The sequence below is a fragment of the Rhodococcus sp. PAMC28707 genome, from assembly GCF_004795915.1.
In the GTDB taxonomy this organism is placed as follows: Bacteria; Actinomycetota; Actinomycetes; order Mycobacteriales; family Mycobacteriaceae; genus Rhodococcoides.
In genome coordinates, this window is sequence record NZ_CP039253.1 from 707,188 (window position 1) to 731,339 (window position 24,152).

The following is a 24,152-nucleotide window of genomic DNA, read 5'->3' on the forward strand; positions in this document are numbered from 1 at the left end:
CTGACTGGTCGGGGCGAGAAATGCGTAGAACAAAAGTGGAGAGGTCACCAGGTGCAACGAGAGTCTGACGGATCGCGAGGCGAGCGGCGGTCCTCAGCGCGACGTGGCGACCCTGGGCAACGCACTGCTCGGGGGCGCACTCGGCGGCCGTACCCCAGCGACCGCCCCAGCAAGGACGAGAATGCGGTCGGCAAACCTGAAAACGGAATGCCGACCGAGAGGCCAGGAGTTCCTCGGATAGTGATCGCGGCCATGTCCGTTCTCGTGCTGGTCGTGACAGGGTTCGCTTGGCGAAGCGTCGACGACCTTCGCTCGAACATCGCTACTGCAGGGCGCCTCGGTCTGGGTGGTGGCTCCGACGGCGCCGTGGACATCCTCATGGTCGGCACCGACAGCCGCACCGACGCGCACGGCAATGCGCTGACGCAAAGCGAGCTCGATTCACTGCGCGCCGGTGACGAGGTGGCATCGAACACCGACACGATCGTGCTCATTCGCGTACCGAACGACGGTTCTTCGGCAACCGCGATCTCGATACCCCGGGATGCGTACGTCGAGGTTCCTGGAATCGGAAAGTCCAAGATCAACGCGGCCTACGGCGCAACGAAGGAGAACAAGCGCCTCGAACTAGTCGAACAAGGTGTGGCCGATACGGACGCGGACTCACAGTCGACCGAAGCCGGACGCGAGGCGCTCATCGAGTCGGTGGCCGATCTGACGGGGGTCACCGTGGATCACTACGCCGAGGTGGGTCTGCTCGGTTTCGTACTGCTGACCGATGCTGTCGGTGGCGTGAACGTATGCCTCAATGCCCCTGTGGACGAGCCGCTGTCCGGAGCGAACTTTCCTGGCGGGGAGCAGACACTGTCCGGTGCGGACGCGTTGAGTTTCGTCCGGCAACGACACGATCTTCCGCGAGGCGACCTGGACCGAATCGTGCGTCAGCAGGTATTCATGGCATCACTCGTGCGGAGTGTGCTGAGTGCGAAAACGTTGAGCAACCCCAGCAAGTTGAGCCAGCTCAGCTCCGCGGTCCAACGTTCAGTTGTCCTCGATTCCGATTGGGACATAATACAATTCGCGACCCGCTTGCAGGATCTGGCGGGCGGTAAGGTCAAATTCGAGACCATCCCCGCCGTCGACATCAACGGTGTGACCGACTACGGCGAATCGATTGTCGAGGTCGATCCCGATGCAGTGAAGACCTACGTCGAGGGGCTTCTCGACGGATCTGCCGACGAGCAGGACTCTGCACCGACAACCGACGCTCCCACCGTCGATCCGTCGTCGGTGACGGTAGATGTTGCCAACGACAGCGGAATCGACGGACTCGCCAACGGTGTGGCAGCGTCGCTCGGATCACTCGGATACACGAGCGGCTCGGTCGGAAACTACGAGGGATCCTCGGTCTCCACCACGACGATTCAAGCGGCAGATCCGGACAGTGATGCAGCGCGATCGGTGGCAACTGCTCTCGGCGGGCTCGAAGTGGCCTCCGACGACACATTGCCGCGCGACACCGTTCGGGTGGTACTGGCCTCGGACTACTCCGGCCCCGGCGCAGACGGCAGCACCACATCCCCGACCACCTCATCCCCAACCACCGAGGAAACGCTCGCGAGCAGTGCAGGCGAATCGCCTGCACCGCCGATCGACGCAGGCTCGGCGGGCCCTGCCTGCGTCAATTGAGCTCCGCTAGGGTTGCGCCTGTGGCCTCAACGTTGACGCAGGAACTGCTCGATCCGATACTCGCGACCGACCCCGCCGGTCCACGAGTGACGTATTACGACGACGAGACGGGTGAACGGGTCGAGGTATCGACGATCACGCTCGCCAATTGGGCTGCGAAGACCGCCAACCTGTTGTGCGACGAGTTCGGTCTCGCACCGGGTGCCAAGGTCAGTGTTCTACTACCCGCCCACTGGCAGAGCGCGGCCGTCCTGCTCGGTGCGTGGTGGGCAGGTGCAGAGGTCGTCCTCACCGCAGACGACACGGCAGAGCTCGCACTCGTGCACGGTTCTCGAATCGACGAGGCCGGCGACATACCCGAAATACTTGCCCTCTCGCTCGACGCGTTCGGCAAACCGGTTCCCGATCTTCCTATCGGAGTGACCGACTACGCAACCTCGGTACGCGTGCACGGAGACCAATTTCGGCCGACTGGCGCTGGCGCTGCTCTCGACGGACGATCGGTCGAGGAAGTTTTGGCGGAGGCACGCACCCGCGCTCAGGCACATTCGTTGCAGACCGGAGACCGCGTGCTCTCGTCGTTGCCGTGGGGTACGACCGAGGAATTGATCGATGGACTGTTGTCGGTTTTGGTTTCAGGCAGCTCGCTCGTGCAAGTGAGCAACCCGGACCCGACGAAGACCGACCGCCGCACCACTACCGAAAAGGTCACCAAGACACTCGGTTAGGACCTGCTCACATATCCACCGTCGTCGAGGCCTGCTTCGATCTCGAAACGATTCTTTGCGCCCGGATTCCGTAGTTCCTCCACCAGATAGCGAACCGCGAACAGTGGCCCGTATCGAGCCCACTGATCTGCGTGCACCGCCTCATGGCGCAGAACACTGCGCGAGATGTTGGCGCGGGTGAGGTAAGCGGCACCGATGGTCGTGCCTCCGCGACCGAACCCAGCGTGCATTCCTCGACAGACGAAAAGCCGATGCTCGCCATCGAAGGCGATCTCGGCCCGCCACAACGTCGCGTAGACGAGCGCAAGGTAGGTGAGGACGGATACCGCGCGCCCCCGAGTACGAGTGTCCGGCCGCTGGATCGACAATGCGGACACCGGCGCGAAACGCATTACCCGAGGAGTTTGGCGCGCAGCGCCGCGTCCTTGTCGAGCACCATTGCCTCGAGGTCTCGTTGGAACTTCTCGATTCGCGACCGTAGCTCGGGGTCAGAGGCGCCCAGAATGCGAGCCGCGAGGAGCCCTGCGTTGCGGGCGCCACCGATCGACACCGTGGCAACCGGTATACCAGCGGGCATCTGCACGATCGACAGCAGTGAATCCATACCGTCCAAGTACTTCAAGGGAACAGGTACACCGATGACCGGCAGCGGCGTAGCCGAAGCGACCATACCTGGCAGATGAGCTGCTCCACCGGCTCCGGCGATGATCACGCTGAGCCCCCGCTCGGCCGCGCTCGTCGCATAGTCGAGCATGCGCTTGGGTGTGCGGTGCGCCGAGACGACACCGACCTCGAAGCGAATCCCGAATTCGGCCAATGCGTCCGCTGCGGCCTCCATCGTCGGCCAGTCGGAGTCGCTGCCCATGATGAGGCCGACCTGAGGGCCCAGTGGTTCGGTCATTGGTGCGGGTCCCATCCGTCGGTCCATTCTGCGTGCGACATCCAGTGTGCCGCGCGTTCTGCTTTCTCCCGGACAGCGGCCACGTACGCCTTGTCCGATGCTTGCCCGTTCGGTGCTCCGAGTACGTTGACATGGCCGATCTTGCGGGCTTCGCGCTCGCTCTTGCCATAGAGGTGCACCTTGGCGTCCGGCATCCGCGCGAAGAGGTGATGAAGCCGTTCGTCCATCGTCATCGTCGGGGCCTGCGGTGCCCCGAGAATGTTGGCCATGACCGTGACCGGCGCCAACGGCGTCGTATCACCCAGTGGGTAGTCGAGTACCGCACGAACATGCTGCTCGAACTGCGAAGTTCGGCATCCGTCCATGCTCCAATGCCCGGAGTTGTGCGGACGCATCGCGAGTTCGTTGACGAGGATGGCGCCGTCGACGGTCTCGAACAGCTCGACTGCCATTGCGCCGACGACTCCCAGCTCGGCGGCAAGCCCCAATGCCATTCTTTCGGCGCCGATGGCCACATCGTCGTCGAGCGAGCCTGCCGGTGCAATGACCACCGCGCATTGCCCGTCGCGCTGAACCGTTTCCACTACAGGCCACGCCGCGCCCTGTCCGAACGGGGACCTACCGACCATGGCGGAGAGCTCGCGTCGCAGTTCGACCTTCTCCTCGACCATCAGTGCGACGCCGAGATCGAGTTGACGCGCCACGATGCCCTCTGCCTCGTCGGCATCCTTCGGCATCCAGACACCGCGTCCGTCGTATCCACCACGGATGGATTTGACTACCACCGGCCACCCGTGGGCGTCGCCGAAAGTTGTGACATCTCCCACCCAGGTGACCTCGGCGAATTTCGGGATCGGAATCCCGAGCTCACCCAGTTTCCGACGCATCTTCAGCTTGTCCTGTGCGTAGATCAGCGCCGACGGCGGTGGCTGTACGTTGACGCCTTCCGCGACGAGGACTTCGAGATGTTCGGTCGGTACCTGCTCATGGTCGAACGTGACGACGTTGGATCCCGTGGCGACCGCGCGGAGGGCGTTCAGGTCGTCGTGGTGTCCGAGTACGACATCGGCGGTGACCTGCGCGGCCGGCTCATCGGCGCCTGCGGAGAGGACTCGTAGGGTTTGGCCGAGCGCAATTGCGGCCTGATGCGTCATTCGCGCCAACTGGCCTCCGCCGATCATCGCCACTACCGGCATTCCGGTGGACGAACTACGGGGGGTGGTGGGGCGCGGAGATAGACCTGTCACGGCTTCATATCGTGTCATGCGGGGCAGATTCCACAGCCAGCAGACCCCCTCTAGTCAGGAATGGATTCGAGCGGCCTGTTCAATTCCTTCACTGAGAAATCCCACTTCCTTCACTGAGAAATCCCACTTCCTTCACTGAGAAATCGCTGATGATCTGCGCGCCGGTTAGCCGATTGGGCATCTCGTTTCGTAGACTCCTTCGTTGTGCCCTCGATCGACAGTTTGATTCATCGCCTTCCCGGTCCGTTACGGGTGCTGGCGATTCGTCACACCGAGCTGATCAAATTTGCAATCGTCGGTGGGACCACGATGGTGTTCGACCTGGTGATCTTCTATTCGCTGAGTCTGACCATCCTCGAGCCCAAGCCTGTCGTCGCGAAGATCATCTCGGGCGTGATGGCGACCATTTTGAGCTACATCCTCAACCGAGAGTGGGCCTTCAAGAATCGTGGTGGCCGCGAGCGCCATCACGAGGCTTTGCTGTTCTTCACGATCAGCGGGATCGGTGTCATTCTGGCGGCTGCCCCGCTGTGGGTGGCGAACAACTTGTTCGACATCCGCGAAGGGCACAACAGCCTGACGATGGTGTTGGTTCTCGACTTCATCCTGAACTACATCATCGGCAATCTTCTACAGATGATATTCCGGTTCTGGGCGCTACGAAAGTTCGCATTCCCCGACGAGAATGCGCGAGGCGCTGCGGCGGGATCGACCGATTACGATCCGACGCCCGCGGAAGCTGCCGAGGAGCAACTCGGCCACAGCTGACCTACTCCTGTGGGCTCAGCGTGGCTCGCGAGCCCGTGGCGACGGGGCACTGGCTTCTTCGCGTGACGCAGGCAGGAACACCGAGAACATCGCTGGCTTGCGTCGCTGCAGTTCCAGCCTTCCACCGTCCGCCTCGACGAGTGCTCGTGCGAGAGCGAGACCCACGCCTGTCGATCCGGCGCCGGAGAACCCGCGATCGAAGATATGCGGGGCCAACTCGTTGCTGACGCCGCTGCCCTCGTCCGAGACCTCGATACAGACCAGCGGCTCGCGCCGCCGCTCGGCCGTGTCCAGTGCCGGAATCAGCCGCACTGCGACGGTGCATTTGCCGCCGCCGTGCGAGAGTGCGTTGTCCACCAGGACCGCGACTGCCTCGCGCAATCTCGAACCCGTTACCGATGCCTTGAGTCCCGGTCCACCTTCGAGTTCCAGTGTTCGGCCGGCATCCTCGAAGTTTCGCTGCCACTCCCCGATGACTCCGCTGAGTTCCGCGACGACAGCTACATCCTCGGCGCCTGCTGCTCCGTCGCTACGGGACGAACGCACCAACTCGTCGATCGCGAGGGTCAAGCGGTCCACCTGTGCCATCGCTTCATCGGCTTCGGCGACTACATCGGGATCTGGATGCGTAGATAGTTCGTCGAGCCGAAGCCGGACGGCCGTCAGCCGACTGCGCAGCTGGTGCGATACGTCGGCGACCAGCGCATGTTCGCGTTGCAGTCTGCCCGCGATCTCGACCGTCGCCGAGTCGAGGACTTCCGAGACCCGGTCGAGCTCGGCAATTCCGTGCCGTCGTGGATCGGGACGAAAGTCTCCCTCGGCGAGTCGCTGCGCCCGTCGTGCGACGTCGCGCAGCGGATCGGCCAGACGATTGGCGGTCAATACGGCCACTGCGGTTCCAATCAGAATCGATGCCAACACCACGAGGGCCACTGCACCGACAGCTTGTTTCTGCAAGGTTCGCATATCGTGAGACGGCACTTCGAGCCGTAGCGATCCTGCAGTTCCCAACGACAGCGATTCCACCAACGGGGCGGGTACGAAGCTCTCACCGATGTCCACCCTCGACGCGGCATCCTGTGGTGTCGGAAACACCACGACGAGACGTCCACCTTCTGGGACCGCCAACCTGAGCGAGCCGATGTCCAGGACACCCTCCACGATGCCTCGGTCCCCCTCTTGCGACAGGATTTCCGATGCCATCCGATCGAGCCGACGTTGAAGGTCGTCGCGAGTGAAATCCTCCACCCATAGCCAGGCGGTGTAAACAAGGGGCAGACCGAGCAGTAGAGCGGTCAGCAGGACGACTGCCAGGATGGACTGCAGTATGCGACGGCGCATCGATCAGTCGCTGTTGATCCGGAACCCGACTCCGCGCACGGTGGCGATGCGGCGCTCGGCAACCGATCCCTCGTCACCGATCTTCCGGCGCAGCCATGACATGTGCATGTCGAGTGTCTTGGAGCCGCGGAGTTCCGCGTCGCCCCATACTTCCCGGAGAATCGTCTCGCGGGAGACGACTTGCCCAGCATGGTCGAGGAGCACTTTGAGCAGCTCGTATTCCTTGTTCGCCAATGCGATTTCGGTTCCGTTCACCAGCACTCGCCTGGCTGCAGGCTCGAGCCTGATACCGCCGACCTCGATCGGGGTGTCCTCACCGGGACCGCGCCGCCGAAGCAAGGCCCTCACGCGGGCCATGAGTTCGGCGAGTCGAAACGGCTTACCTACGTAGTCGTCGGCGCCGGCGTCGAGCCCGACCACGAAGTCCACCTCATCCGTCCGCGCCGTCAACATCAGGACGGCAAGTTCGGAGCTGTTGGCGCGAACCTGCCGACAGACTTCCAGGCCGTCCATCCCCGGCAGACCGAGGTCGAGAATCAGCAGGTCGTAGTTCCCGTCGAGGGCACGCTGGAGGGCAGCTGGACCGGTCTGCTCGACCGTCACCGTGTACCCCTCACGCCCGAGCGCTCGCGAGAGGGGGGTAGCAATTGCTTCGTCGTCTTCTGCAAGCAGCACTTCGGTCACCCGCGCAACCCTACGGTTCGTTTCTGTGAGAACGCTTCGATTACCAGCGTTTCCCCGCGCGCCATCCTCTTTTCGCCGAGTCCGAGGACTCCTCGTACGAGACTTCTCCGTCGTCGAACCGTGGACGGTCGTCCCGGCGAATCTCCAGCGCTTCGAATACCTGCTGGTAGAGAAGCGAGTGAACCCGCTGGACGCGTGGAATGTCGTCGAACTCCAACGGGTCGTCCGACGCCGAAGCAATGATGAGGGTTCCGGTACCGAGCATGCGGTCGATCAGTCCGTGCCGAAACTGGACATTGGAAATACGGCCCATCGGGATATCGATTCCCGAGTGGGTGATGACGCCCTGCCGGATGAGCACTCGGCGGTCGGTGACGATGAAGTGCGTGCATTTCCAGCCGATGAGGGGGGCAATGCACCGCCAGGCGACGACGATCGCCCACAGAACTGCAGTGACAATCGATGCGACGGTGGCACTCGAACCGTCGAGCTTTACCGAGAAGAGGCCGATCACGAAACCTGCGACAGCGGTGACGAGGATGAATGTCAACGCAGGTAGCACCAGCTTCTTCCAATGCGGGTGATGATGCAAAAGCAGTTCTTCCTCGTCTGCCAACGCATCTTCCGGATACCCCATGCGACTCACTCCTCGGCCGGATCCTTACTCGTACGAGGCGATCCTGCCACGAGAGCTGCGTCCTCATCACCATCCGAATCCGCGGCGCCACCGACATCTTCCTCACTGCCGGAATCAGCAGCCTCAGGATCAGCGACCTCAGGATCAGCGGCCTCGAGATCGGCGGGGTCCGGTGCCGCATCGGTGGCCCGGCCGTCACCAGCGGACATCAGAATGTCCGCCCACCTGGTTGCTGGATCGATGTCCACCAACAACGCTTTGGCCATCAAGGTCAACGGAATGGCGAGGACTGCTCCGAGCGGACCGAGAACCCAGGACCAGAACACGAGCGAGAGAAATGTCAGCGTGACCGACAGTCCCACAGCGTCACCGACGAACTTCGGCTGAATGATCGACTGGATGACGACGTTGACGACGCTGTAGACGACGATCACCGCGATCATCAGAGTGGGCCCGCCCTGCAACAGTGCCAGCAGAGCGGGCGGAATCAGTCCGAGAACGAATCCGATGTTGGGAATGTAATTCGTGATGAACGACAACAGCCCCCACAACACTGGAAGTGAGATACCCATTGCCCACAGTGCACCTGCGTCGATGACGGCAACGATCAAGCCGAAGATCGTCGAGACGATCAGATAAGTACGAGTGCCCGTAGAGAAGGACACGAATGCGCCCGCGATATCGGGCCGGGTACCGACCAATGTCGATATCCGAGTACTGAACGAACTGCCGTCGACCGCCATGAACAACAGCAGCACGAGGACGAAAAGCAAGTTGGAGAAAATACCCAGCACGTCCACGAGAAGACTGTCGATCACCCCGAACACCGTGCCCGCATCGATTTTCGACATCAAATTTTGAATCTGGTCTTGCCCAATTCCGTTGTTCGACAAAAGAGTCCGAACGCTGTCGACGAGACTGTCGAATTCATCGGCGTAGGTCGGCAACAGCGTCGCAAGCCGGGCGGTCGATACGACGAGTGCCAATACCAACACGAGAAGAATGGAGTACACGAGAACAATCGCGATGATCGTTGCGATCCATGCCGGAAAACCCCTGCGTCGCAGCCACTCTGGAAACGGATGTACCGCGACGGTCAGCATCAAGGCAAGAAACGTCGGCCCCACCACGCCGGAGAACGCACGCGTTCCGGCGACGCAGACGACGAGTGAGGCAAGCCCCAGCAACACGATCACCCCGCGCGGGAGCGACCACGACTCCGACACACTCGACGGCGTCGCATCCGATGCATGTCGCGGTTCCATGAGTGCCCCTCCGCAGTTGTTCATCTGCTCAGCACGATCCCATCGCATCTGTCGAAGGCGCATCATCCGTCACGGATGATGCGGCTTCACCGATTACTCAGGATCCACCGCGCGTAGGTGCGTGACATCCCCGGCCGCTACCGCGACCGATTGCCCGGACTCATCGTCGCGAACGACGATGCGGCCGTGAACATCGACGTCGGTCGCCTCCCCCACCAACACTCGATCCCCAGGCATCTCGACGCGAACTCTCCGGCCCACCGTGTCGCACCGCTCGCGGTATCGCTGAGCGAGATGCTCGGTGTTCCAACCGGAGTTCTTCCAGGAATCGACCTCGGCACCGATTCCACGCAAGATTGCGCGCAGAATGGTGTCACGATCGGCCACGACCGCACTCTCGAGCACCAGCGATGTGGCCGTCGGGACGGGCAATTCCTCAGTCGTCATCGACACGTTCAGCCCGATTCCGACCACCACGACCGGATGCGGACCGTAGGTAGCCACTTCGGCGAGAATTCCAGCGACCTTTCGCCCCTCGATCAAGACGTCGTTCGGCCATTTCAAGGCAGCGTCGACAGCCGCCACCGTTCGCAGCGCGTCGACTACGGCGACTCCGGTCAGGAGCGGTAGCCACCCGAGGACGGCCGGATCGATTCCTGGAAATTTCATCAGTACCGACAGGAGGATCTGTGATCGAGGCGCGCCGGAGAACGGCCGTGAATGACGGCCACGTCCGCTGTCCTGATGCTCGGCGACAAGCGCGGTGCGATCGGCGAGCCCGTCGGCGCGCGCAATGAGGTCGGCGTTGGTCGAACCAGTTTGCTCGACCACGTCGAGCCTCGACCAGGACGCTTGCGGCCCATCGACAAGAGCTCGACGAAGAGCCGCGACATCGAGCGGGGGGCGGTCGAGATTGGTCCACATGACCCAAGAGCATATGGCCATACCGAACGTGCCCCGTCGGCGTACCGGCCAGTAGGCTTGTTCGTCGACTGTGCTTGTCGCACCTCGGTCGGGACACCCATCACAGTCGTGGTTAAAGTGATCCCCCATGACCAGTGTTCAGGACGCAACTGCACAGGGTTCGGCCGCCAAGCCCGATATCCACACCACAGCGGGAAAACTCGCCGATCTCAGAAGTCGCAGGGAAGCCGCGATGCTCCCCAGTGGTGAAGCTGCAGTGGAGAAGGTGCACGCGAAAGGCAAGCTGACCGCCCGGGAGCGCATCACCGCGCTACTCGACGAGGGTTCGTTCGTCGAACTGGACGCGCTCGCTCGTCACCGGTCCGTCAACTTCGGAATGGCCGACAACCGCCCCTTCGGCGATGGCGTAGTCACCGGCTACGGCACCATCGACGGGCGCGACATCTGCGTCTTCTCCCAGGACGCGACCGTTTTCGGCGGTTCCCTCGGTGAGATCTACGGCGAAAAGATCGTCAAGGTCATGGACCTGGCGATCAAGACCGGCCGCCCGCTGGTCGGCATCAACGAAGGCGCAGGCGCCCGCATCCAGGAGGGTGTCGTCTCCCTGGGCCTCTACGGCGAAATCTTCCACCGCAACGTCCAGGCCTCCGGAGTCATCCCGCAGATCTCGCTCATCATGGGGCCTGCTGCCGGCGGACACGTCTACTCCCCCGCACTGACCGATTTCGTCGTCATGGTCGACGGCACCTCGCAGATGTTCGTCACCGGCCCCGACGTCATCAAGACCGTCACCGGCGAGAACGTCACCATGGAAGAACTCGGTGGCGCGCACACCCACATGGAGAAGTCCGGTGTCGCGCACTACGTCGCGTCCGGCGAGCAGGACGCGTTGGACTACGTCCGCGATCTGCTGTCCTACCTACCTAGCAACAACCGCGCCGACGCGCCCCGCCTGGCGCCGTCGGATCCGATCGTCGGCGGCATCGAGGAAAGCCTCACTGCAGAGGACCTCGAACTGGACACCTTGATTCCGGATTCCCCGAACACCCCGTACGACATGCACGAGGTCATCCGCCGGATCCTCGATGACGACGAGTTCCTCGAAGTCCAGGAAGGCCGCGCGCGTAATATCATCGTCGGCTTCGGACGTGTCGACGGTCGCTCGGTGGGCATCGTGGCAAACCAGCCCACCCAGTTCGCGGGCACTCTCGACATCGACGCTTCCGAGAAGGCGGCTCGCTTCGTACGAACCTGCGACTGCTTCAACGTCCCGATCATCACCCTCGTCGACGTTCCTGGCTTCCTGCCCGGAACCGAACAGGAATTCAACGGCATCATTCGTCGCGGCGCGAAGTTGCTCTACGCCTACGGTGAGGCGACGGTCGGCAAGATCACCGTCATCACCCGCAAGGCCTACGGCGGCGCGTACGACGTCATGGGCTCCAAGCACATGGGTGCCGACGTCAACCTCGCGTGGCCCACGGCTCAGATCGCGGTCATGGGTGCATCCGGCGCCGTCGGATTCGTCTACCGCAAGCAACTCCTCGAGGCCGCGAAAAACGGCGAGGACGTCGATGCATTGCGGTTGAAGTTGCAGCAGGAGTACGAGGACACGCTCGTCAACCCGTACATTGCGGCCGAGCGCGGCTACCTCGACGCTGTCATTCCTCCGAGCCATACGCGTGGCCAGATTGTCGCTGCGTTGCGGCTTCTCGAGCGCAAAATGGTGACGTTGCCGCCCAAGAAGCACGGGAACATTCCACTGTGAGCGCACCGGCAAAGGAATCGGACATCACCGAAGCTACGGATCTGATCGAGTCTGCAGGCTTGGACGACGCGTCGGCGGCCTCTACGGTCAACGATGTGATCCGAGTGGTGAAGGGCAATCCGTCTGACCAGGACATCGCGGCACTTGTCGTGGTCCTCACCGCTGCGGCGGGTTCGACTGCAGCGACCGTCGACTCACGTCCACCGGAGCTGTGGGGTTCTCATGCCTCGAAGCATCGGACGTTCGCGCCGTATTCGCCGTACTCGTACGGCGCCTCGCAGCGCTACTAGAGTGCCTCGTTTCGTTCTCGCCTCGGCGTCGCCAGCACGGCTCGAAGTTCTCCGCAAGGCGGGGATCGACCCAGTCGTGCGGGTGTCCGGGGTGGACGAGGACGCGCTCACCGCAGCGCTCGGACCCGATCCGGTACCCGAGGATGTGGTCGTAACCTTGGCACTCGCCAAGGCAGAGGCAGTACTCGCCGAGTTCGACGACGCAGTGGTGGTCGGGTGCGATTCGATGTTGTCGATCGGCGACGAGCTACAGGGCAAACCTCACAGCGTCGATGTGGCACGGTGTAGGTGGGCTGCCATGGCAGGCAGATCAGGTGATCTTCTGACCGGCCACGCTGTCGTTCGAGTCGTCGACGGGCGATCGGTCGCAGTCGCGACCGGGTGTAGTTCGACGAAAATCCACTTCAGTGAACCGTCGAGCGCCGACCTCGAGGCGTATCTCGCGTCGGGAGAGCCGTTGTCGGTGGCGGGCGCCTTCACGCTGGACGGCCTCGGGGGCTGGTTCGTCGACCGTATCGAGGGGGATCCGTCCAGCGTCATCGGGATCGGGCTACCGCTCGTCCGTCGACTTCTGGCCGATGTCGGCACGTCGTTGTCCGAGCTGTGGGCCGATTCAGGGAATCAATAGAGCTGTGATGTCGCGGGCCCACTCGGCAGCCTGCACCTTGGGCTTGACGTTCGAGGAGCTGTCGTGCCGGGCGTGCTCGCCGACCTGTTGAGCGCCTAGTTCGACCAGCTTGTCGGCGATGATCTCGCCGCCGCGGTTGAATGTGTCCTCGTACACGCGGTCGCCCAGTCCGAACATCGCGAATCTGAGCCCGCAAAGATCCGGGCCGTCCTCGACGAGCGCGTCGTAGAAGGGGCCTGCTCCCGTCGGCAGTTCGCCTTCGCCGTAGGTAGAACAGATGATGACGTGAAAGTCGTCGGTATCGATATCGGATACCTCGTATTCGAGCATGTCACGCACGTCGACGTCATGATCGGTCATCACCTCGGCGATCTTGTCCGCAACCTCCTCGGCTGTACCGGTCTCCGAACCGAACAACACGACTACTGCCATGTCCACTCCCCTTCTCGAAACTTTCCCTGCAGGCCACCGAAAGAATCGGTAAGTGAGAATAGCCTCACCAGCAGTGAGGGTCGGATCTCACCTGCCCTCTGCGGGCACGACGGGTGTCCACGGGCCGCTCTGCACTCCGAGCGCTGCTCCCTCGACTCACCGAGCGCCTAGGATCGACAGAGTCAGATCGATTCGATCACTCCTAGGAGCGAAGAAGAAGTGCCCGTAGCAGCAGACCCCACGCCCACGTTTTCCGACTATGCGCACCCAGATCGACTGGTGTCCACTCAATGGCTGTCCGCACATCTCGGCACTCCCGGCCTCCGGGTCGTCGAATCGGATGAGGATGTGCTCCTCTACGACGTCGGCCATATTCCGGGTGCGGTGAAGATCGATTGGCATGTCGATCTCAACGACCCGATCACGCGGGATTACATCGATGGAGATCAGTTCGCGGCTCTGCTAGGCCGCAAGGGCATCTCTCGCGACGACACCATCGTGATCTACGGCGACAAAAGCAATTGGTGGGCCGCCTACGCACTGTGGGTATTCACCTTGTTCGGACACCAGGATGTCCGGTTGCTCGACGGTGGCCGAGACGCGTGGCTGGCCGAGAACCGCGAAACAACCCTCGACGTCCCCGAGTATCCGGCTTCGGAATACCCGGTGGTGGAGCGAAACGACGCACCTATACGAGCATTCGCTGCGGATGTCCTCACGAGCCTGGGCACGATTCCGCTCATCGACGTGCGCTCACCGGCGGAATACACCGGAGAACGTACCCACATGCCCGACTATCCGGAGGAAGGGGCACTGCGCGGCGGCCACATACCTACCGCGGTCGGCATCCCCTGGGCCAAGGCTGCGGCCCCGGACGGTCGCTTCCGTACCAGGGCAGAGCTCGACGAGATCTATGCCGACTACGTCGCTAGTGAGAAGGTGATCGCGTACTGCCGAATCGGCGAACGATCGAGCCACACCTGGTTCGTGTTGACGCATCTTCTCGGTCACGAATCGGTCCGGAACTACGACGGCTCGTGGACTGAATGGGGCAATGCAGTTCGGGTTCCGATTGTGCGCGGCGAGGAGCCTGGCTCCGCACCTGTGAAGGCCTGATCATGGCCGAGTTGCCGGAGTCGCTCGCCGAGATCGTCGAGGATTTCGCGGCGGTCGAGGGCCAGGACAAGCTTCAGTTGCTCCTCGAGTTCAGCCGTGAGCTCCCTGGGTTGCCCGAGCATCTGGAACAGGCAGCCATGGAGCCGGTGCCCGAATGCCAGTCGCCGCTGTTTCTGTCCGTGGACAGCGCGGATCGAGACGCGGTCAAGCTGTATTTCAGTGCCCCGCCGGAAGCACCGACGACGAGAGGTTTCGCCTCGATACTTCACCAGGGTCTCGACGGACATTCGGCGCAGGACATTCTCGCTGTGCCGGATGACTTCTACCTTGCGCTCGGTCTCGGCGAGGCCGTGAGTCCGCTGCGACTTCGCGGAATGTCGGCGATGCTCTCACGCATCAAGCGACACGTGAGATGAAACTGGAGTAAGGACGACCTCGACCCGCTGGTCGAGGTCGTCTTGATCGATACACTTACGGGTCGGTACAATCATTGTCGGACACGGTGTGCGCGATTCGGCAGGTCTGGATGCGCTCACCGTGGTTGTTTGTTCATCCCGCGTGAGAGTTGGTTGCTGTCGAAATGGAGTTCACCGAGTTGGCGGACTACGCCATACCCGCAGGCACCATCACGGAGTGGATTCCCAGTGTCGGCCCCCACGCGAGCACCCCGGTCCTGGCCGGCTGGCAGCCGGACGACCGACCTACGTCGTATGTGCACGAGTCGCACCTGCGCGACAGCTTGAACAGTCCCCGTCAGGGTCGGGAGAGTTGGTTGGGCGCTGCCTTCGATATCGAAGGACCGCTCGACAAGCGTGCGTTCCGACGTGCAGTGCTCGCGTGGATCGATCGCCACGAGTCGATGCGTTCGCACGCAGCCATCGATGTCGACGGCGGGGAGCTGAGCCGAGTCACTGCCGCTGAAGGGACCGTCGAGGTCTGGCAGGTAGAGCAGGAGCGCTGTGAGCTCTCCAGCGAGGTGTTGGACCATCTGCAGTACTTGTTCGACGAATACACCTCCCCTCTCGCCTGGCCCGCATATGCGTTCGTGACAGTAGAGCCACTGGAAACGCGGAACACCGGAAAGGTGACCGTCTTCTTTGCCGCCGATCACTCCATCATCGACGGCCTGTCCACCGTTCTGGTTGCCCACGAGATATCCGCGTTGTACGCCCAGGCCGTCGACGGCACAGCCGCTGCACTGTTCGAGGCTGGTAGCTACTTGGACTTCGGGGTGTCCGAGCGCCGGATGCACGCCGAACTCGAGCACACTCACGATGCCGTGGTGACCTGGCGCCGCTTCCTCGAAGCCGGCGACGGTCAGCTACCCGCCTTCCCTCTCGACATCGGTAACCCGAGCAGCGGTGACACTCCCCAGGGCGGGCTGACCGATTGGATCCTCGACACCGAACGGGCTGATTCCTTTTCTGTCGCGTGCCGAAAGACCGGCCACAGTATGTTCGCCGGACTGCTGGCCGCGTTGGCAATGGCCGGGGCGGAGTTGACCGGCCGGACCGAGTTCCGGACCATCACGCCGGTACACACTCGGGATCAACCGCATTGGGCGTCGTCACTCGGGTGGTTCGTCGGATTGTGCCCGCTCTCGTTCGATATCGCGGATGCGGAATCGTTCGGTGCGATCGTTGCGCGGGCTACTCAGCAGGTCACGGCAACCAAGCCGGTGGCCCGGGTCCCACTCGACCGAGTCTTCCGCGCGCTGGGTGCCGCTGCGAAGCCGCGCTTCGTGGTGTCGTTCATGGATGTGCGTTTCGCGCCGATGGCAGATCGGTGGGACGACTGGAATGCCCGGGCACTGCGCAGCAAGCAGTACGACCACGACGTCTATATCTGGATCAACCGCACACCGCGCGGGGTGAACATCTCGGCGCGCTACCCCAATAACGACATCGCAACCGCGCACGTTCACCGCTACGTCGGCGTGCTGCGACGAATCCTCGACGAGGTGGTCGACACAGGGACGGCGTCGCTGACCGCCATGGTGAGCAGCGGCCCGGCAATGGACTGCGCATCTTTCGCTCCGACATCTACCAATCAGTAGGTACCTTCGGCTTTTTTGGGTCCACTCCCTGTAACCACCATCCAGTTTCGGAAGTCCCGGCGACTGTGCTTACACTCCGAAGTGACGCCCGCAACCGAGCGCTGGTAAAACGCCGCGCACGGAACACTTGAAACCACAGGAGGCTCAGTGCCCAGCCACGCCAGCGCGCATATCACCAAGGTGCTTGTCGCCAATCGCGGCGAGATTGCAGTTCGGGTGATACGAGCAGCAGCGGATGCCGGCCTGACCAGTGTCGCGGTATACGCCGAACCTGACGCCGATGCCCCGTTCGTGCGCCTTGCCGATGAAGCCTTCGCTCTCGGTGGACAGACATCTGCCGAGTCGTACCTGGTGATCGACAAGATCCTCGACGCCGCCAAGAAGTCCGGCGCCGACGCCATTCACCCCGGCTACGGATTTCTGTCCGAAAACGCCGAATTCGCCCAGGCCGTCATCGACGCCGGGTTGATCTGGATCGGACCATCCCCGCAGTCGATTCGCGATCTCGGCGACAAGGTCACGGCCCGCCACATCGCCGCCCGCGCCAAAGCGCCTTCGGTCCCCGGCACTTCCGAGCCGGTCAAAGACGCAGACGAAATCCTCGCCTTCGTCGACGAACACGGTCTACCGATTGCCATCAAGGCGGCCTTCGGTGGCGGCGGACGCGGCATGAAGGTTGCCCGCACCCGCGAAGAGATTCCAGAGCTGTTCGATTCGGCCACCCGCGAAGCGATCTCCGCCTTCGGTCGCGGTGAGTGCTTCGTCGAGCGCTACCTGGACAAGCCGCGTCACGTCGAGGCGCAGGTCATCGCAGACCAGCACGGCAACGTCGTTGTCGCCGGCACCCGCGACTGCAGTCTGCAGCGCCGTTTCCAGAAGCTCGTCGAAGAAGCGCCTGCACCGTTCCTCACCGACGCCCAGCGCGCCGAAATCCATTCCTCCGCGAAGGCAATCTGTCGCGAAGCCGGCTACTACGGCGCAGGTACCGTCGAATACCTCGTCGGCCAGGACGGACTCGTCTCGTTCCTCGAGGTCAACACCCGCCTGCAGGTCGAGCATCCCGTCACCGAGGAGACCTCGGGCATCGACCTGGTGCTGCAGCAGTTCCGCATCGCCAACGGAGAAGAACTCTCCATCACCGAAGACCCCACGCCGCGCGGACACTCGTTCGAGTTCCGCATCAACGGTGAGGACGCAGGCCGCGGCTTCCTACCGGCCCCCGGACCGGTTACCACCTTCGTCGCTCCCTCGGGCCCCGGCGTACGCGTCGACTCCGGTGTCGAATCCGGCTCCGTGATCGGCGGCCAGTTCGACTCCATGCTCGCCAAGCTCATCGTCACCGGTGCCACCCGCGAGGAAGCCCTCGCACGCTCACGTCGCGCGCTGGCCGAGTTCAAGGTCGAGGGCCTGGCGACAGTCATCCCGTTCCACGCTGCCGTGGTCTCCGATCCCGCCTTCATCGGCGACGGTACGAAGTTCGACGTCCACACCCGTTGGATCGAGACCGAATGGGACAACCAGGTCGAACCGTTCACTGCCGGTGAGCCTGCCGACGAGGACGAGGCACTCCCACGGCAGTCCGTCGTTCTCGAGGTCGGTGGCCGTCGCGTGGAGGTCTCGCTCCCCGGCCAGTTCTCTCTCGGTGGCGGCGGCGCCGAGACCGACGGTGCGATCCGTCGTAAGCCGAAGGCTCGTAAGCGCGGTGGCTCGAGCGCAGGCGCAGCATCCGGCGATGCTGTCACCGCTCCGATGCAGGGCACCGTCGTCAAGGTTGCCGTCGAAGAGGGCCAGGAAGTCGCCGAGGGCGATCTCATCGCTGTCCTCGAGGCGATGAAGATGGAGAACCCGGTAAACGCCCACAAGGCAGGGATCGTCACCGGCCTGTCCGTGCAGCCGGGATCGGCCATCACTCAGGGCACGGTGCTCGCCGAACTGAAGTAACACGATTCACACCGACGTCCGGGTTAGTCTGTTCTCATGGCAGACAACCCGGACGTTCGTGTTGGTACGGCCGAGCGTGAACAGGCGCTTTCGGCTTTGAGCCAGCATTTCAGCGACGGGCGGCTCACCCTTCCCGAATTCGACGAGCGGAGCGCCGTGGTCGCGTCCGCCAACACACGCGGGCAGCTGGATTCGGTGTTCACCGACCTTCCTTCGCCATCGTTGGATCCGACTGCCTCGACTCCGTTGGACCTGAGAAAGTCGACTTCTCCCGCGAACACGGACGAGCAGGACGGCGCCGACGGGTGGGACTGGCGCAAGACAGCGATGGCGGTGACCCCGATCGTTGCGCTGATCCTGTTCTTCGTCGTCCCCGTCTCCCAGAGTTGGTTGTTCTTCCTGCTCATCCCACTCGTCGGTGCACTCGTCACCGGTGGAAATCGGTCCAGGCGGCGCGATCGGTGACTGGGATCGATCCCCCGAGAGCACTGTTGTTCGATGTGTTCGGCACCGTGGTGGATTGGCGTACGAGCATTGCCCGCGAGGTCGCCGCGGTCACCGCAGCCCAGGTAGATTCACTCGCTTTCGCCGATCGGTGGCGCAGTCTCTATCAGCCGGCGATGGAACAGGTACGTTCCGGCGCGCGCCCCTTCACCAGACTCGATGTTCTGCACTTGGAGAGTCTTCGAATAGTCCTCTCCGAGTTCGATGTTCGAATTCTTGAACCCTCGATTCTCGCTCTGAATCTCGCGTGGCACCGCTTGGACCCGTGGCCGGATTCGGTAGCGGGCATCGTCCGCCTGAAGTCCACGTTCGTCGTTGCACCGCTGTCCAACGGAAATATTTCGCTTCTGTTGGACATGGCGAAAAACGCCGGCATTCCCTGGGATGCAATCCTCGGCGCAGAGCCTGCGCGCGCGTACAAGCCGTTGCCCGAGGCGTATCTCCGCACCGCTGACATCCTCGGCCTACGTCCCGAGCAGTGCATGATGGTCGCGGCTCACAACAGTGATCTGATGGCAGCCAGAGATTGCGGATTTCGAACAGCTTTCGTTTCTCGACCGCGGGAATACGGGCCTTCGCAGACGGAAGACGTTGTTCCGCAGTCGGACTGGACGTACAGCGTGCACTCGATCACCGAATTGGCCACGGTTCTTCACTGCTGAGATGCATCGCGGTATCCATCAGATTGCCGAAATGCTGCTTACGCGTCGATGTCGACCATTCCTCACCGCGCTTGGGCCTATTTCACTGCTTCGATACGGCTACCGACCGCGTGGACGACGACGATCTGCGGATTCCACGGCACCAGGGCGTCGATCGATTTTTCGAGTTCGTCGATCGGCGGAAGATTCTGAGGGCCCAGTACTTCGATCACCGCGGTATCGGCCTGCCAGGTGACGGATCCGACCTGAGCATCCGGAACGGATGCGAGCCATTGCTCTGCCGCGTCGTGAATCTGACGCACCCAGAGTGAGGTAAGCGAATTGATCACCATGGGAATGGCCACGACTACCAGCGCTGATGCCAACAGGAGAAATACGCGAGCATGTCGCGGCGACTCCGTGGTGCGGCTTTCTCGGGCGTAGCCGGCGACAACGAGTACCAGGGTGGAGGTGATCACCATCGCAACCACGTTCGAGGCGAACAAAACCAGCGCACCGAGCGCAAGTGATGGTGCCCCGGATCCGAGGCAGACGCCGACGACGGCAAGTGGTGGGACCAGAGAAATTGCGATGGCCACGCCGGGAAGCACATCACCGACGTCACGACGCGTGATGGCAATGGATCCGGCGAAGCCCGTGGCAATCGCAGCCACGAGGTCGGCCAATGTCGGGGAGGTGCGTCCGAGAACCTGAGAGTTGGTCAACACGTTGGTCGGGTTGAGCAGAACCTGCGCGAACAGGTATCCGAACGCCACGACCAACAGGAGCCCCAACAGCACATGTAACGCACTCCTGAACACGAGTGATCCACGACCGGTGGCAATCCCGAGGCCGGCACCGAGGATTGGTGTCGACAATGGAGCTACGATCATCGCCCCGATGACGGTGGCCGTCGAGTCTGCAACCACACCCGCGACTGCGATGATTCCGGAAAGGGTGAGCATGATCCAGAATGCCGACCGCTTTGCACCACTGTCCCCGGCCGCGAGATCCAACCGATCGTCGAGTTCGTCGAGACTTCGACGCTGACTGTCCGGGACCAAAAATGCAAGCATCTCCCAGCCTTTCGAAAAAACAGAAGCCAGCGATCGCGGTTACACGGTAGCCCGCTTTCAGCGAGTGCGTACCGAAAACCGAGCACACCGAACCTGCCTGCTCGGTGACGGAGAACCGGTCGGGGTGCGCCTCCACTCACTGCGCGTCGAGATCCACCCCGCACGATCGGATTTCTTCGTGCGGGGCGAACACCCAACGCCGGTGACCGCTTTCGGCCGCACCGAAAGTGGAGTCCCACTTTTGTTCTCGGTCGCCGAGCTCAACGAGAGCATCCTGACTTGCTGGTCATGTTTTCGTTCCGACGTACCTCACAAAGCCCCAGTTGGAGACCGAGTGTGGGACACTCACGAAGGACAAGCCGGTACACAGCCCCACCTACTGCACGCAGTTCGCGAACACGCATCTGCGCATCGGTTGGGATGGCCACAGCTTTCCGGCGGTCAGTTCTCTCCAAGAGAAGGGCTAAAGATGCTACACACAGACATACCAAGCCAGGCAGAGATCATCGACCTAGCTTCCACCGAGGGAAGAACTTGCGTGTCGATCTACACACCGACCGCAGACACGGTACGAGATCATGATCGCGTGCAGCGTGAATTTGCCGGCCAGGTGCGCTCGGCACTAGCGCAGATCGAAGACTCCGCCGAGCGAGCAACTATCGAGCACTCATTCGAGGCGCTCACCGAATGGTCGGAATTCTGGCGATACCAATCTCGCACCCTTGTCGTTCACGCAACCACCGAACGCATCCGTAGTTATCGCTTGCCCAACCGTCTCACGGCCGTGACATTCGCCGGCGACCGCTTTTACCTCAAGCCCATGCTCCGCACCACATCGTTCCCGCAGACTGCGTTCGTCCTGGCGTTGGCCGAGGGTGGCGTGCGGCTGGTCGACGTCTCCGCTGACCAACCACCTGCGGAGGTGAAGGTGCCCGGCCTGCCGACGGACCTCGAGTCCGAGCTCGGTAAGCCCGAGCGCAGCGGATACGGCCCCGGTGGAAGGCCCCACAACCCGGACAGTCGTATGACTCGTATTCGGCAATTCACCCGCATTGTCGACCAGGCTCTGCGCACCACTTTGATCGGTCGCGGCATTCCGTTGATCCTCGCTGCGGCCGACCCCATCGCATCGATCTACCGCGGCACCACTACCTACCCGGGGCTGCTGCCACAGGGCATCGACGGCAATCCCCAAGCGCTCAGCGATGGCGCATTGGCGGACGCTGCCCGCACCGTGCTGGACAATCACTACCGCGACCAACTGTTCGACCTGCGTCGACTCTTCGACGAGCGCAAGTCGCAGGGCCGCGGACTTACCGATGTTGCGGACGTCGCGAAGGCTGCCACGTACGGCGCGATCAGCACGGTAATGGTCGACATCGAGAGCATCGTCCCGGGTACCGTCGATCCAGGTACCGGTGACGTGCACTTCACGGGCGCCGACGACGCACAGGTCTATGGCGTGGTGGACGAGATAACCCGGCGCGCTTTGCTGTCCGGCGCGACGGTGACCGCCGTTCGAAGCGAAGATATGCCCGACGGCGCACAGATCGCGGCGATCCTGCGGTACAGGAGCTGATCTGAGTTTCCCGCCCGTTTGCGGGCGGGAACTCTCCACCTGGCATCGATCGGACCCTCGTTCGCTTCTACTTGCGCGCAATAATGTATGCCTGCGGTTGAAGCTCAGATCCCGTCGGCGCACGGACTACTCGAACTTCCACCTGAAATCCCCTCTCGGATAATTGATCCGAGATTTCCTCAGGAGACAGACGGTAGACGTCGTACGCGACGGCATGACCGTAAGCGTGCTCGATCCGTACTCGCTCGTCTCCGACCTGAAACGAGAGTAGAAGCAATCCGCCCGGGGCAAGGACCCGCCAGAACTCGGCGAAGACCACGGTCAGGAGCTTCGGCGGGGTATGAATTATCGAATACCATGCGACTACCCCCTCGAAGCATCCGCCTGCGAGGTTCAGATCGAGTATCGAACCGACGTCGAATTGCAGTGCAGGATAGCCTCTTCGGGCGATGTCGATCATCGCCGGGGACACATCGATCCCGAGAGTAGTCAGCCCGTGGCCGTGGAGGTACTCCGAAACCCGACCGGGTCCACACCCGGCGTCGAGAACTCGCGTGCCTCCACCGGCAAACAACATGTCCGCAAACGTGTCCAACAATCGCCGATCGAGTGGTTTGTGTGAGAGTTCATCTCGAAGTAGTTCGGCATAGCTGTGCGCGACCGCATCGTAGGCCGTTCTTGTCATATCCAGATGGTCGATGTCCATAGCACCCCTCTCGCAATAGAATTCGATCACGACTCTCTCCTAGCGGTAGTCGTGATCGATGCCCGTCGCCCATCGAGAACAATCGACGGCGACGACATCGAATCTACTGCGCAGAAACGCCCGTGCACCCGCGTCGCCACTCGAGGTGGCAATCACTTCGTCCCAATGCTCACGACCGAACACCACGGGGTGTCCGGGAGTGCCGCCGAATACCGCACGAGCCAGATGCGACGGCGAAACCCGGGCGGCATCGAGGACAGCGCGCACAACCTCGGGACCCACATCGGGAGTGTCGACGACATGGACGACCGCGTACGAGAAGCCCTCGGCCGCGGACAGCCCGGCCTTAAGCGAGGCGCTCATCCCGACGAGCCAGTCGTGAGCGTGCACAGCGATCGCCCCGTCCGGCATAGCGCTGTCGGCGGCACCGAGCACCACGATCGCCTTCTCGCATCCACCTTCGAGCAGGGCGCGCACGGCGATGTCGAGCCACCGGCCTTCGTCGGCGAGTACCTTCGGTGATCCGTAGCGGGTGCCGGCACCTGCCGCCAACAGCACCCCGATCGCCTCGCCCGTCAACAGTTTCACTTAGCCCATCACCGCTCTCACCCACTCGACCAGGGGTACGAGTTCACGCCAGGTATCGCGCACGTGCACCATCGCGGCGGACGTCTCGAGCCAGTCCGGTGATCCGAAATGTTTCGACGCCGTCAAGGATTTGTGTCTGAGCAGGCCGATTCGAGGGTGGTCGAGCTCGTATCCACGCGGCTTGGTTTTCAGCTGGTCACCACCGATCTCGAATCCGGCCGCGGTCAAGGTCGTCACCAATTTTTCGAGTTCAACCCCACGTACGTCGTTGTCCACCGCTTCTCGATAGCGGGCAATGCCCTCGGTGGTCGAACCATAGAACCCGCCTGCGACGAAGAGCCCGGCTGGATCGATCTGTACGTAGAAGCCGAGGCTTTGCCCGCTCGCGACGAACCCGCCTTGATGCGTCTTGTACGGCGTCTTGTCCTTGGAGAATCGCACGTCTCGATACGGGCGGAATACTTTCCCTTCACCGAACTCCGCTTCCAGCTCTGCGAGCAACGCGGTCATGGGCGCTTTGACCGACTCGTCATAGACGGATTTATGAGCAGCCCACCACGTCTTGCTGTTGTCCGCTTCGAGGTCCTCGTAGAAGTCCAGCGCAGCAAAAGGAATACCGGTGAAAGCCATATTCGTCATCCTA

General features: G+C 62.4%; 26 protein-coding genes. 13 read left to right on the top strand and 13 right to left on the bottom strand.

What is annotated here, in order from left to right; genetic code table 11:
- Positions 1-243 precede the first annotated feature (243 nt).
- Positions 244-1,689 (top strand): LCP family protein, encoded by a 1,446-nt coding sequence (locus E5720_RS03255; RefSeq protein ID WP_348769855.1) that lies wholly within the window; start codon positions 244-246, stop codon positions 1,687-1,689.
- 20 nt (positions 1,690-1,709) lie between these two features.
- Positions 1,710-2,417, top strand: coding sequence for a TIGR03089 family protein (locus E5720_RS03260; protein WP_136169449.1), 708 nt, complete (start codon positions 1,710-1,712; stop codon positions 2,415-2,417).
- Here E5720_RS03260 and E5720_RS03265 read toward each other — a convergent pair.
- From E5720_RS03265 to E5720_RS03275, 3 genes are read right to left on the bottom strand one after another with little or no spacing between them, the layout of a single operon-like run.
- On the bottom strand, positions 2,414-2,809 hold the full coding sequence (locus E5720_RS03265) for a hypothetical protein (protein ID WP_210729950.1): 396 nt from the start codon (positions 2,807-2,809) through the stop codon (positions 2,414-2,416). The two genes, E5720_RS03260 and E5720_RS03265, sit on opposite strands and share 4 nt — an antisense overlap.
- A complete protein-coding gene (gene purE, locus E5720_RS03270) occupies positions 2,809-3,318 on the bottom strand; it encodes a 5-(carboxyamino)imidazole ribonucleotide mutase (protein WP_136169450.1) in 510 nt (169 codons plus the stop codon). The genes E5720_RS03265 and purE overlap by 1 nt, the downstream gene beginning before the upstream one ends.
- A complete protein-coding gene (locus E5720_RS03275; RefSeq protein WP_136169451.1) occupies positions 3,315-4,583 on the bottom strand; it encodes a 5-(carboxyamino)imidazole ribonucleotide synthase in 1,269 nt (422 codons plus the stop codon). The genes purE and E5720_RS03275 overlap by 4 nt, the downstream gene beginning before the upstream one ends.
- Before the next feature lie 186 nt (positions 4,584-4,769).
- Here E5720_RS03275 and E5720_RS03280 point away from each other — a divergent pair, with 186 nt between their 5' ends.
- Positions 4,770-5,333: a GtrA family protein gene (locus tag E5720_RS03280; protein ID WP_136169452.1), complete on the top strand. Its 564-nt coding sequence runs from the start codon at positions 4,770-4,772 to the stop codon at positions 5,331-5,333.
- 15 nt (positions 5,334-5,348) lie between these two features.
- Here the strand turns inward: E5720_RS03280 and E5720_RS03285 are convergent, their stop codons facing one another.
- The 5 genes from E5720_RS03285 to E5720_RS03305 form a co-directional block, all read right to left on the bottom strand.
- On the bottom strand, positions 5,349-6,674 hold the full coding sequence (locus E5720_RS03285) for a HAMP domain-containing sensor histidine kinase (protein ID WP_136169453.1): 1,326 nt from the start codon (positions 6,672-6,674) through the stop codon (positions 5,349-5,351).
- A gap of 3 nt (positions 6,675-6,677) precedes the next feature.
- Positions 6,678-7,358, bottom strand: coding sequence for a response regulator transcription factor (locus E5720_RS03290; RefSeq protein ID WP_136169454.1), 681 nt, complete (start codon positions 7,356-7,358; stop codon positions 6,678-6,680).
- 40 nt (positions 7,359-7,398) lie between these two features.
- Entirely contained in the window at positions 7,399-7,995 is a 597-nt protein-coding gene (locus E5720_RS03295) for a PH domain-containing protein (protein ID WP_136169455.1), read from the bottom strand.
- 5 nt (positions 7,996-8,000) lie between these two features.
- Complete coding sequence (locus E5720_RS03300; protein WP_136169456.1) at positions 8,001-9,260, bottom strand: AI-2E family transporter; 1,260 nt, start codon at positions 9,258-9,260, stop codon at positions 8,001-8,003.
- Between the two features lie 93 nt (positions 9,261-9,353).
- Complete coding sequence (locus tag E5720_RS03305) at positions 9,354-10,184, bottom strand: biotin--[acetyl-CoA-carboxylase] ligase (protein WP_136169457.1); 831 nt, start codon at positions 10,182-10,184, stop codon at positions 9,354-9,356.
- 127 nt (positions 10,185-10,311) lie between these two features.
- On the opposite strand from E5720_RS03305, the gene E5720_RS03310 reads away from it, so the two are divergent.
- Genes E5720_RS03310 through E5720_RS03320 form a run of 3 tightly spaced genes read left to right on the top strand, consistent with a single transcriptional unit; the run spans position 10,312 to position 12,870 of the window.
- Positions 10,312-11,952 carry an acyl-CoA carboxylase subunit beta gene (locus E5720_RS03310; RefSeq protein WP_084346833.1) on the top strand — a complete coding sequence of 547 codons (1,641 nt, stop codon included), beginning with the start codon at positions 10,312-10,314 and terminating at the stop codon, positions 11,950-11,952.
- Positions 11,949-12,242 (top strand): acyl-CoA carboxylase subunit epsilon, encoded by a 294-nt coding sequence (locus tag E5720_RS03315; protein WP_136169458.1) that lies wholly within the window; start codon positions 11,949-11,951, stop codon positions 12,240-12,242. The genes E5720_RS03310 and E5720_RS03315 overlap by 4 nt, the downstream gene beginning before the upstream one ends.
- A 1-nt stretch (position 12,243) precedes the next feature.
- Positions 12,244-12,870, top strand: a complete 627-nt coding sequence (locus E5720_RS03320; RefSeq protein WP_136169459.1) for a nucleoside triphosphate pyrophosphatase — start codon at positions 12,244-12,246, stop codon at positions 12,868-12,870.
- Here the strand turns inward: E5720_RS03320 and E5720_RS03325 are convergent.
- Positions 12,856-13,302, bottom strand: a complete 447-nt coding sequence (locus E5720_RS03325; protein WP_136169460.1) for a flavodoxin domain-containing protein — start codon at positions 13,300-13,302, stop codon at positions 12,856-12,858. The two genes, E5720_RS03320 and E5720_RS03325, sit on opposite strands and share 15 nt — an antisense overlap.
- A 219-nt stretch (positions 13,303-13,521) precedes the next feature.
- On the opposite strand from E5720_RS03325, the gene E5720_RS03330 reads away from it, so the two are divergent.
- The 6 genes from E5720_RS03330 (at position 13,522) to E5720_RS03355 (ending at position 19,581) form a co-directional block, all read left to right on the top strand.
- Positions 13,522-14,418: a sulfurtransferase gene (locus tag E5720_RS03330; protein WP_136169461.1), complete on the top strand. Its 897-nt coding sequence runs from the start codon at positions 13,522-13,524 to the stop codon at positions 14,416-14,418.
- Between the two features lie 2 nt (positions 14,419-14,420).
- The gene (locus tag E5720_RS03335; protein ID WP_136169462.1) at positions 14,421-14,834 is read left to right on the top strand and encodes a SufE family protein; all 414 of its coding nucleotides are present in this window, start codon (positions 14,421-14,423) and stop codon (positions 14,832-14,834) included.
- A gap of 164 nt (positions 14,835-14,998) precedes the next feature.
- Entirely contained in the window at positions 14,999-16,474 is a 1,476-nt protein-coding gene (locus E5720_RS03340) for a condensation domain-containing protein (protein ID WP_136169463.1), read from the top strand.
- 147 nt (positions 16,475-16,621) lie between these two features.
- Positions 16,622-18,415, top strand: coding sequence for an acetyl/propionyl/methylcrotonyl-CoA carboxylase subunit alpha (locus tag E5720_RS03345; protein WP_136169464.1), 1,794 nt, complete (start codon positions 16,622-16,624; stop codon positions 18,413-18,415).
- Positions 18,416-18,451: 36 nt separating this feature from the next.
- Positions 18,452-18,880, top strand: coding sequence for a DUF1707 domain-containing protein (locus E5720_RS03350; protein WP_136169465.1), 429 nt, complete (start codon positions 18,452-18,454; stop codon positions 18,878-18,880).
- Positions 18,877-19,581, top strand: a complete 705-nt coding sequence (locus E5720_RS03355; RefSeq protein WP_210729951.1) for a haloacid dehalogenase type II — start codon at positions 18,877-18,879, stop codon at positions 19,579-19,581. The genes E5720_RS03350 and E5720_RS03355 overlap by 4 nt, the downstream gene beginning before the upstream one ends.
- Before the next feature lie 77 nt (positions 19,582-19,658).
- On the opposite strand, the gene E5720_RS03360 is transcribed toward E5720_RS03355, so the two are convergent.
- A complete protein-coding gene (locus E5720_RS03360; protein WP_136169466.1) occupies positions 19,659-20,636 on the bottom strand; it encodes a TIGR00341 family protein in 978 nt (325 codons plus the stop codon).
- Positions 20,637-21,174: 538 nt separating this feature from the next.
- On the opposite strand from E5720_RS03360, the gene E5720_RS03365 reads away from it, so the two are divergent.
- Positions 21,175-22,215 carry a hypothetical protein gene (locus E5720_RS03365; protein WP_247596148.1) on the top strand — a complete coding sequence of 347 codons (1,041 nt, stop codon included), beginning with the start codon at positions 21,175-21,177 and terminating at the stop codon, positions 22,213-22,215.
- Between the two features lie 67 nt (positions 22,216-22,282).
- Here the strand turns inward: E5720_RS03365 and E5720_RS03370 are convergent, their stop codons facing one another.
- The 3 genes from E5720_RS03370 to E5720_RS03380 are packed head-to-tail and all read right to left on the bottom strand — an operon-like array spanning position 22,283 to position 24,139.
- On the bottom strand, positions 22,283-22,900 hold the full coding sequence (locus tag E5720_RS03370) for a class I SAM-dependent methyltransferase (protein ID WP_136169468.1): 618 nt from the start codon (positions 22,898-22,900) through the stop codon (positions 22,283-22,285).
- Between the two features lie 60 nt (positions 22,901-22,960).
- Positions 22,961-23,500, bottom strand: a complete 540-nt coding sequence (locus tag E5720_RS03375; RefSeq protein WP_136172418.1) for a nucleotidyltransferase family protein — start codon at positions 23,498-23,500, stop codon at positions 22,961-22,963.
- Positions 23,501-23,509: 9 nt separating this feature from the next.
- Entirely contained in the window at positions 23,510-24,139 is a 630-nt protein-coding gene (locus E5720_RS03380; protein ID WP_136169469.1) for a DUF2461 domain-containing protein, read from the bottom strand.
- Positions 24,140-24,152 lie beyond the last annotated feature (13 nt).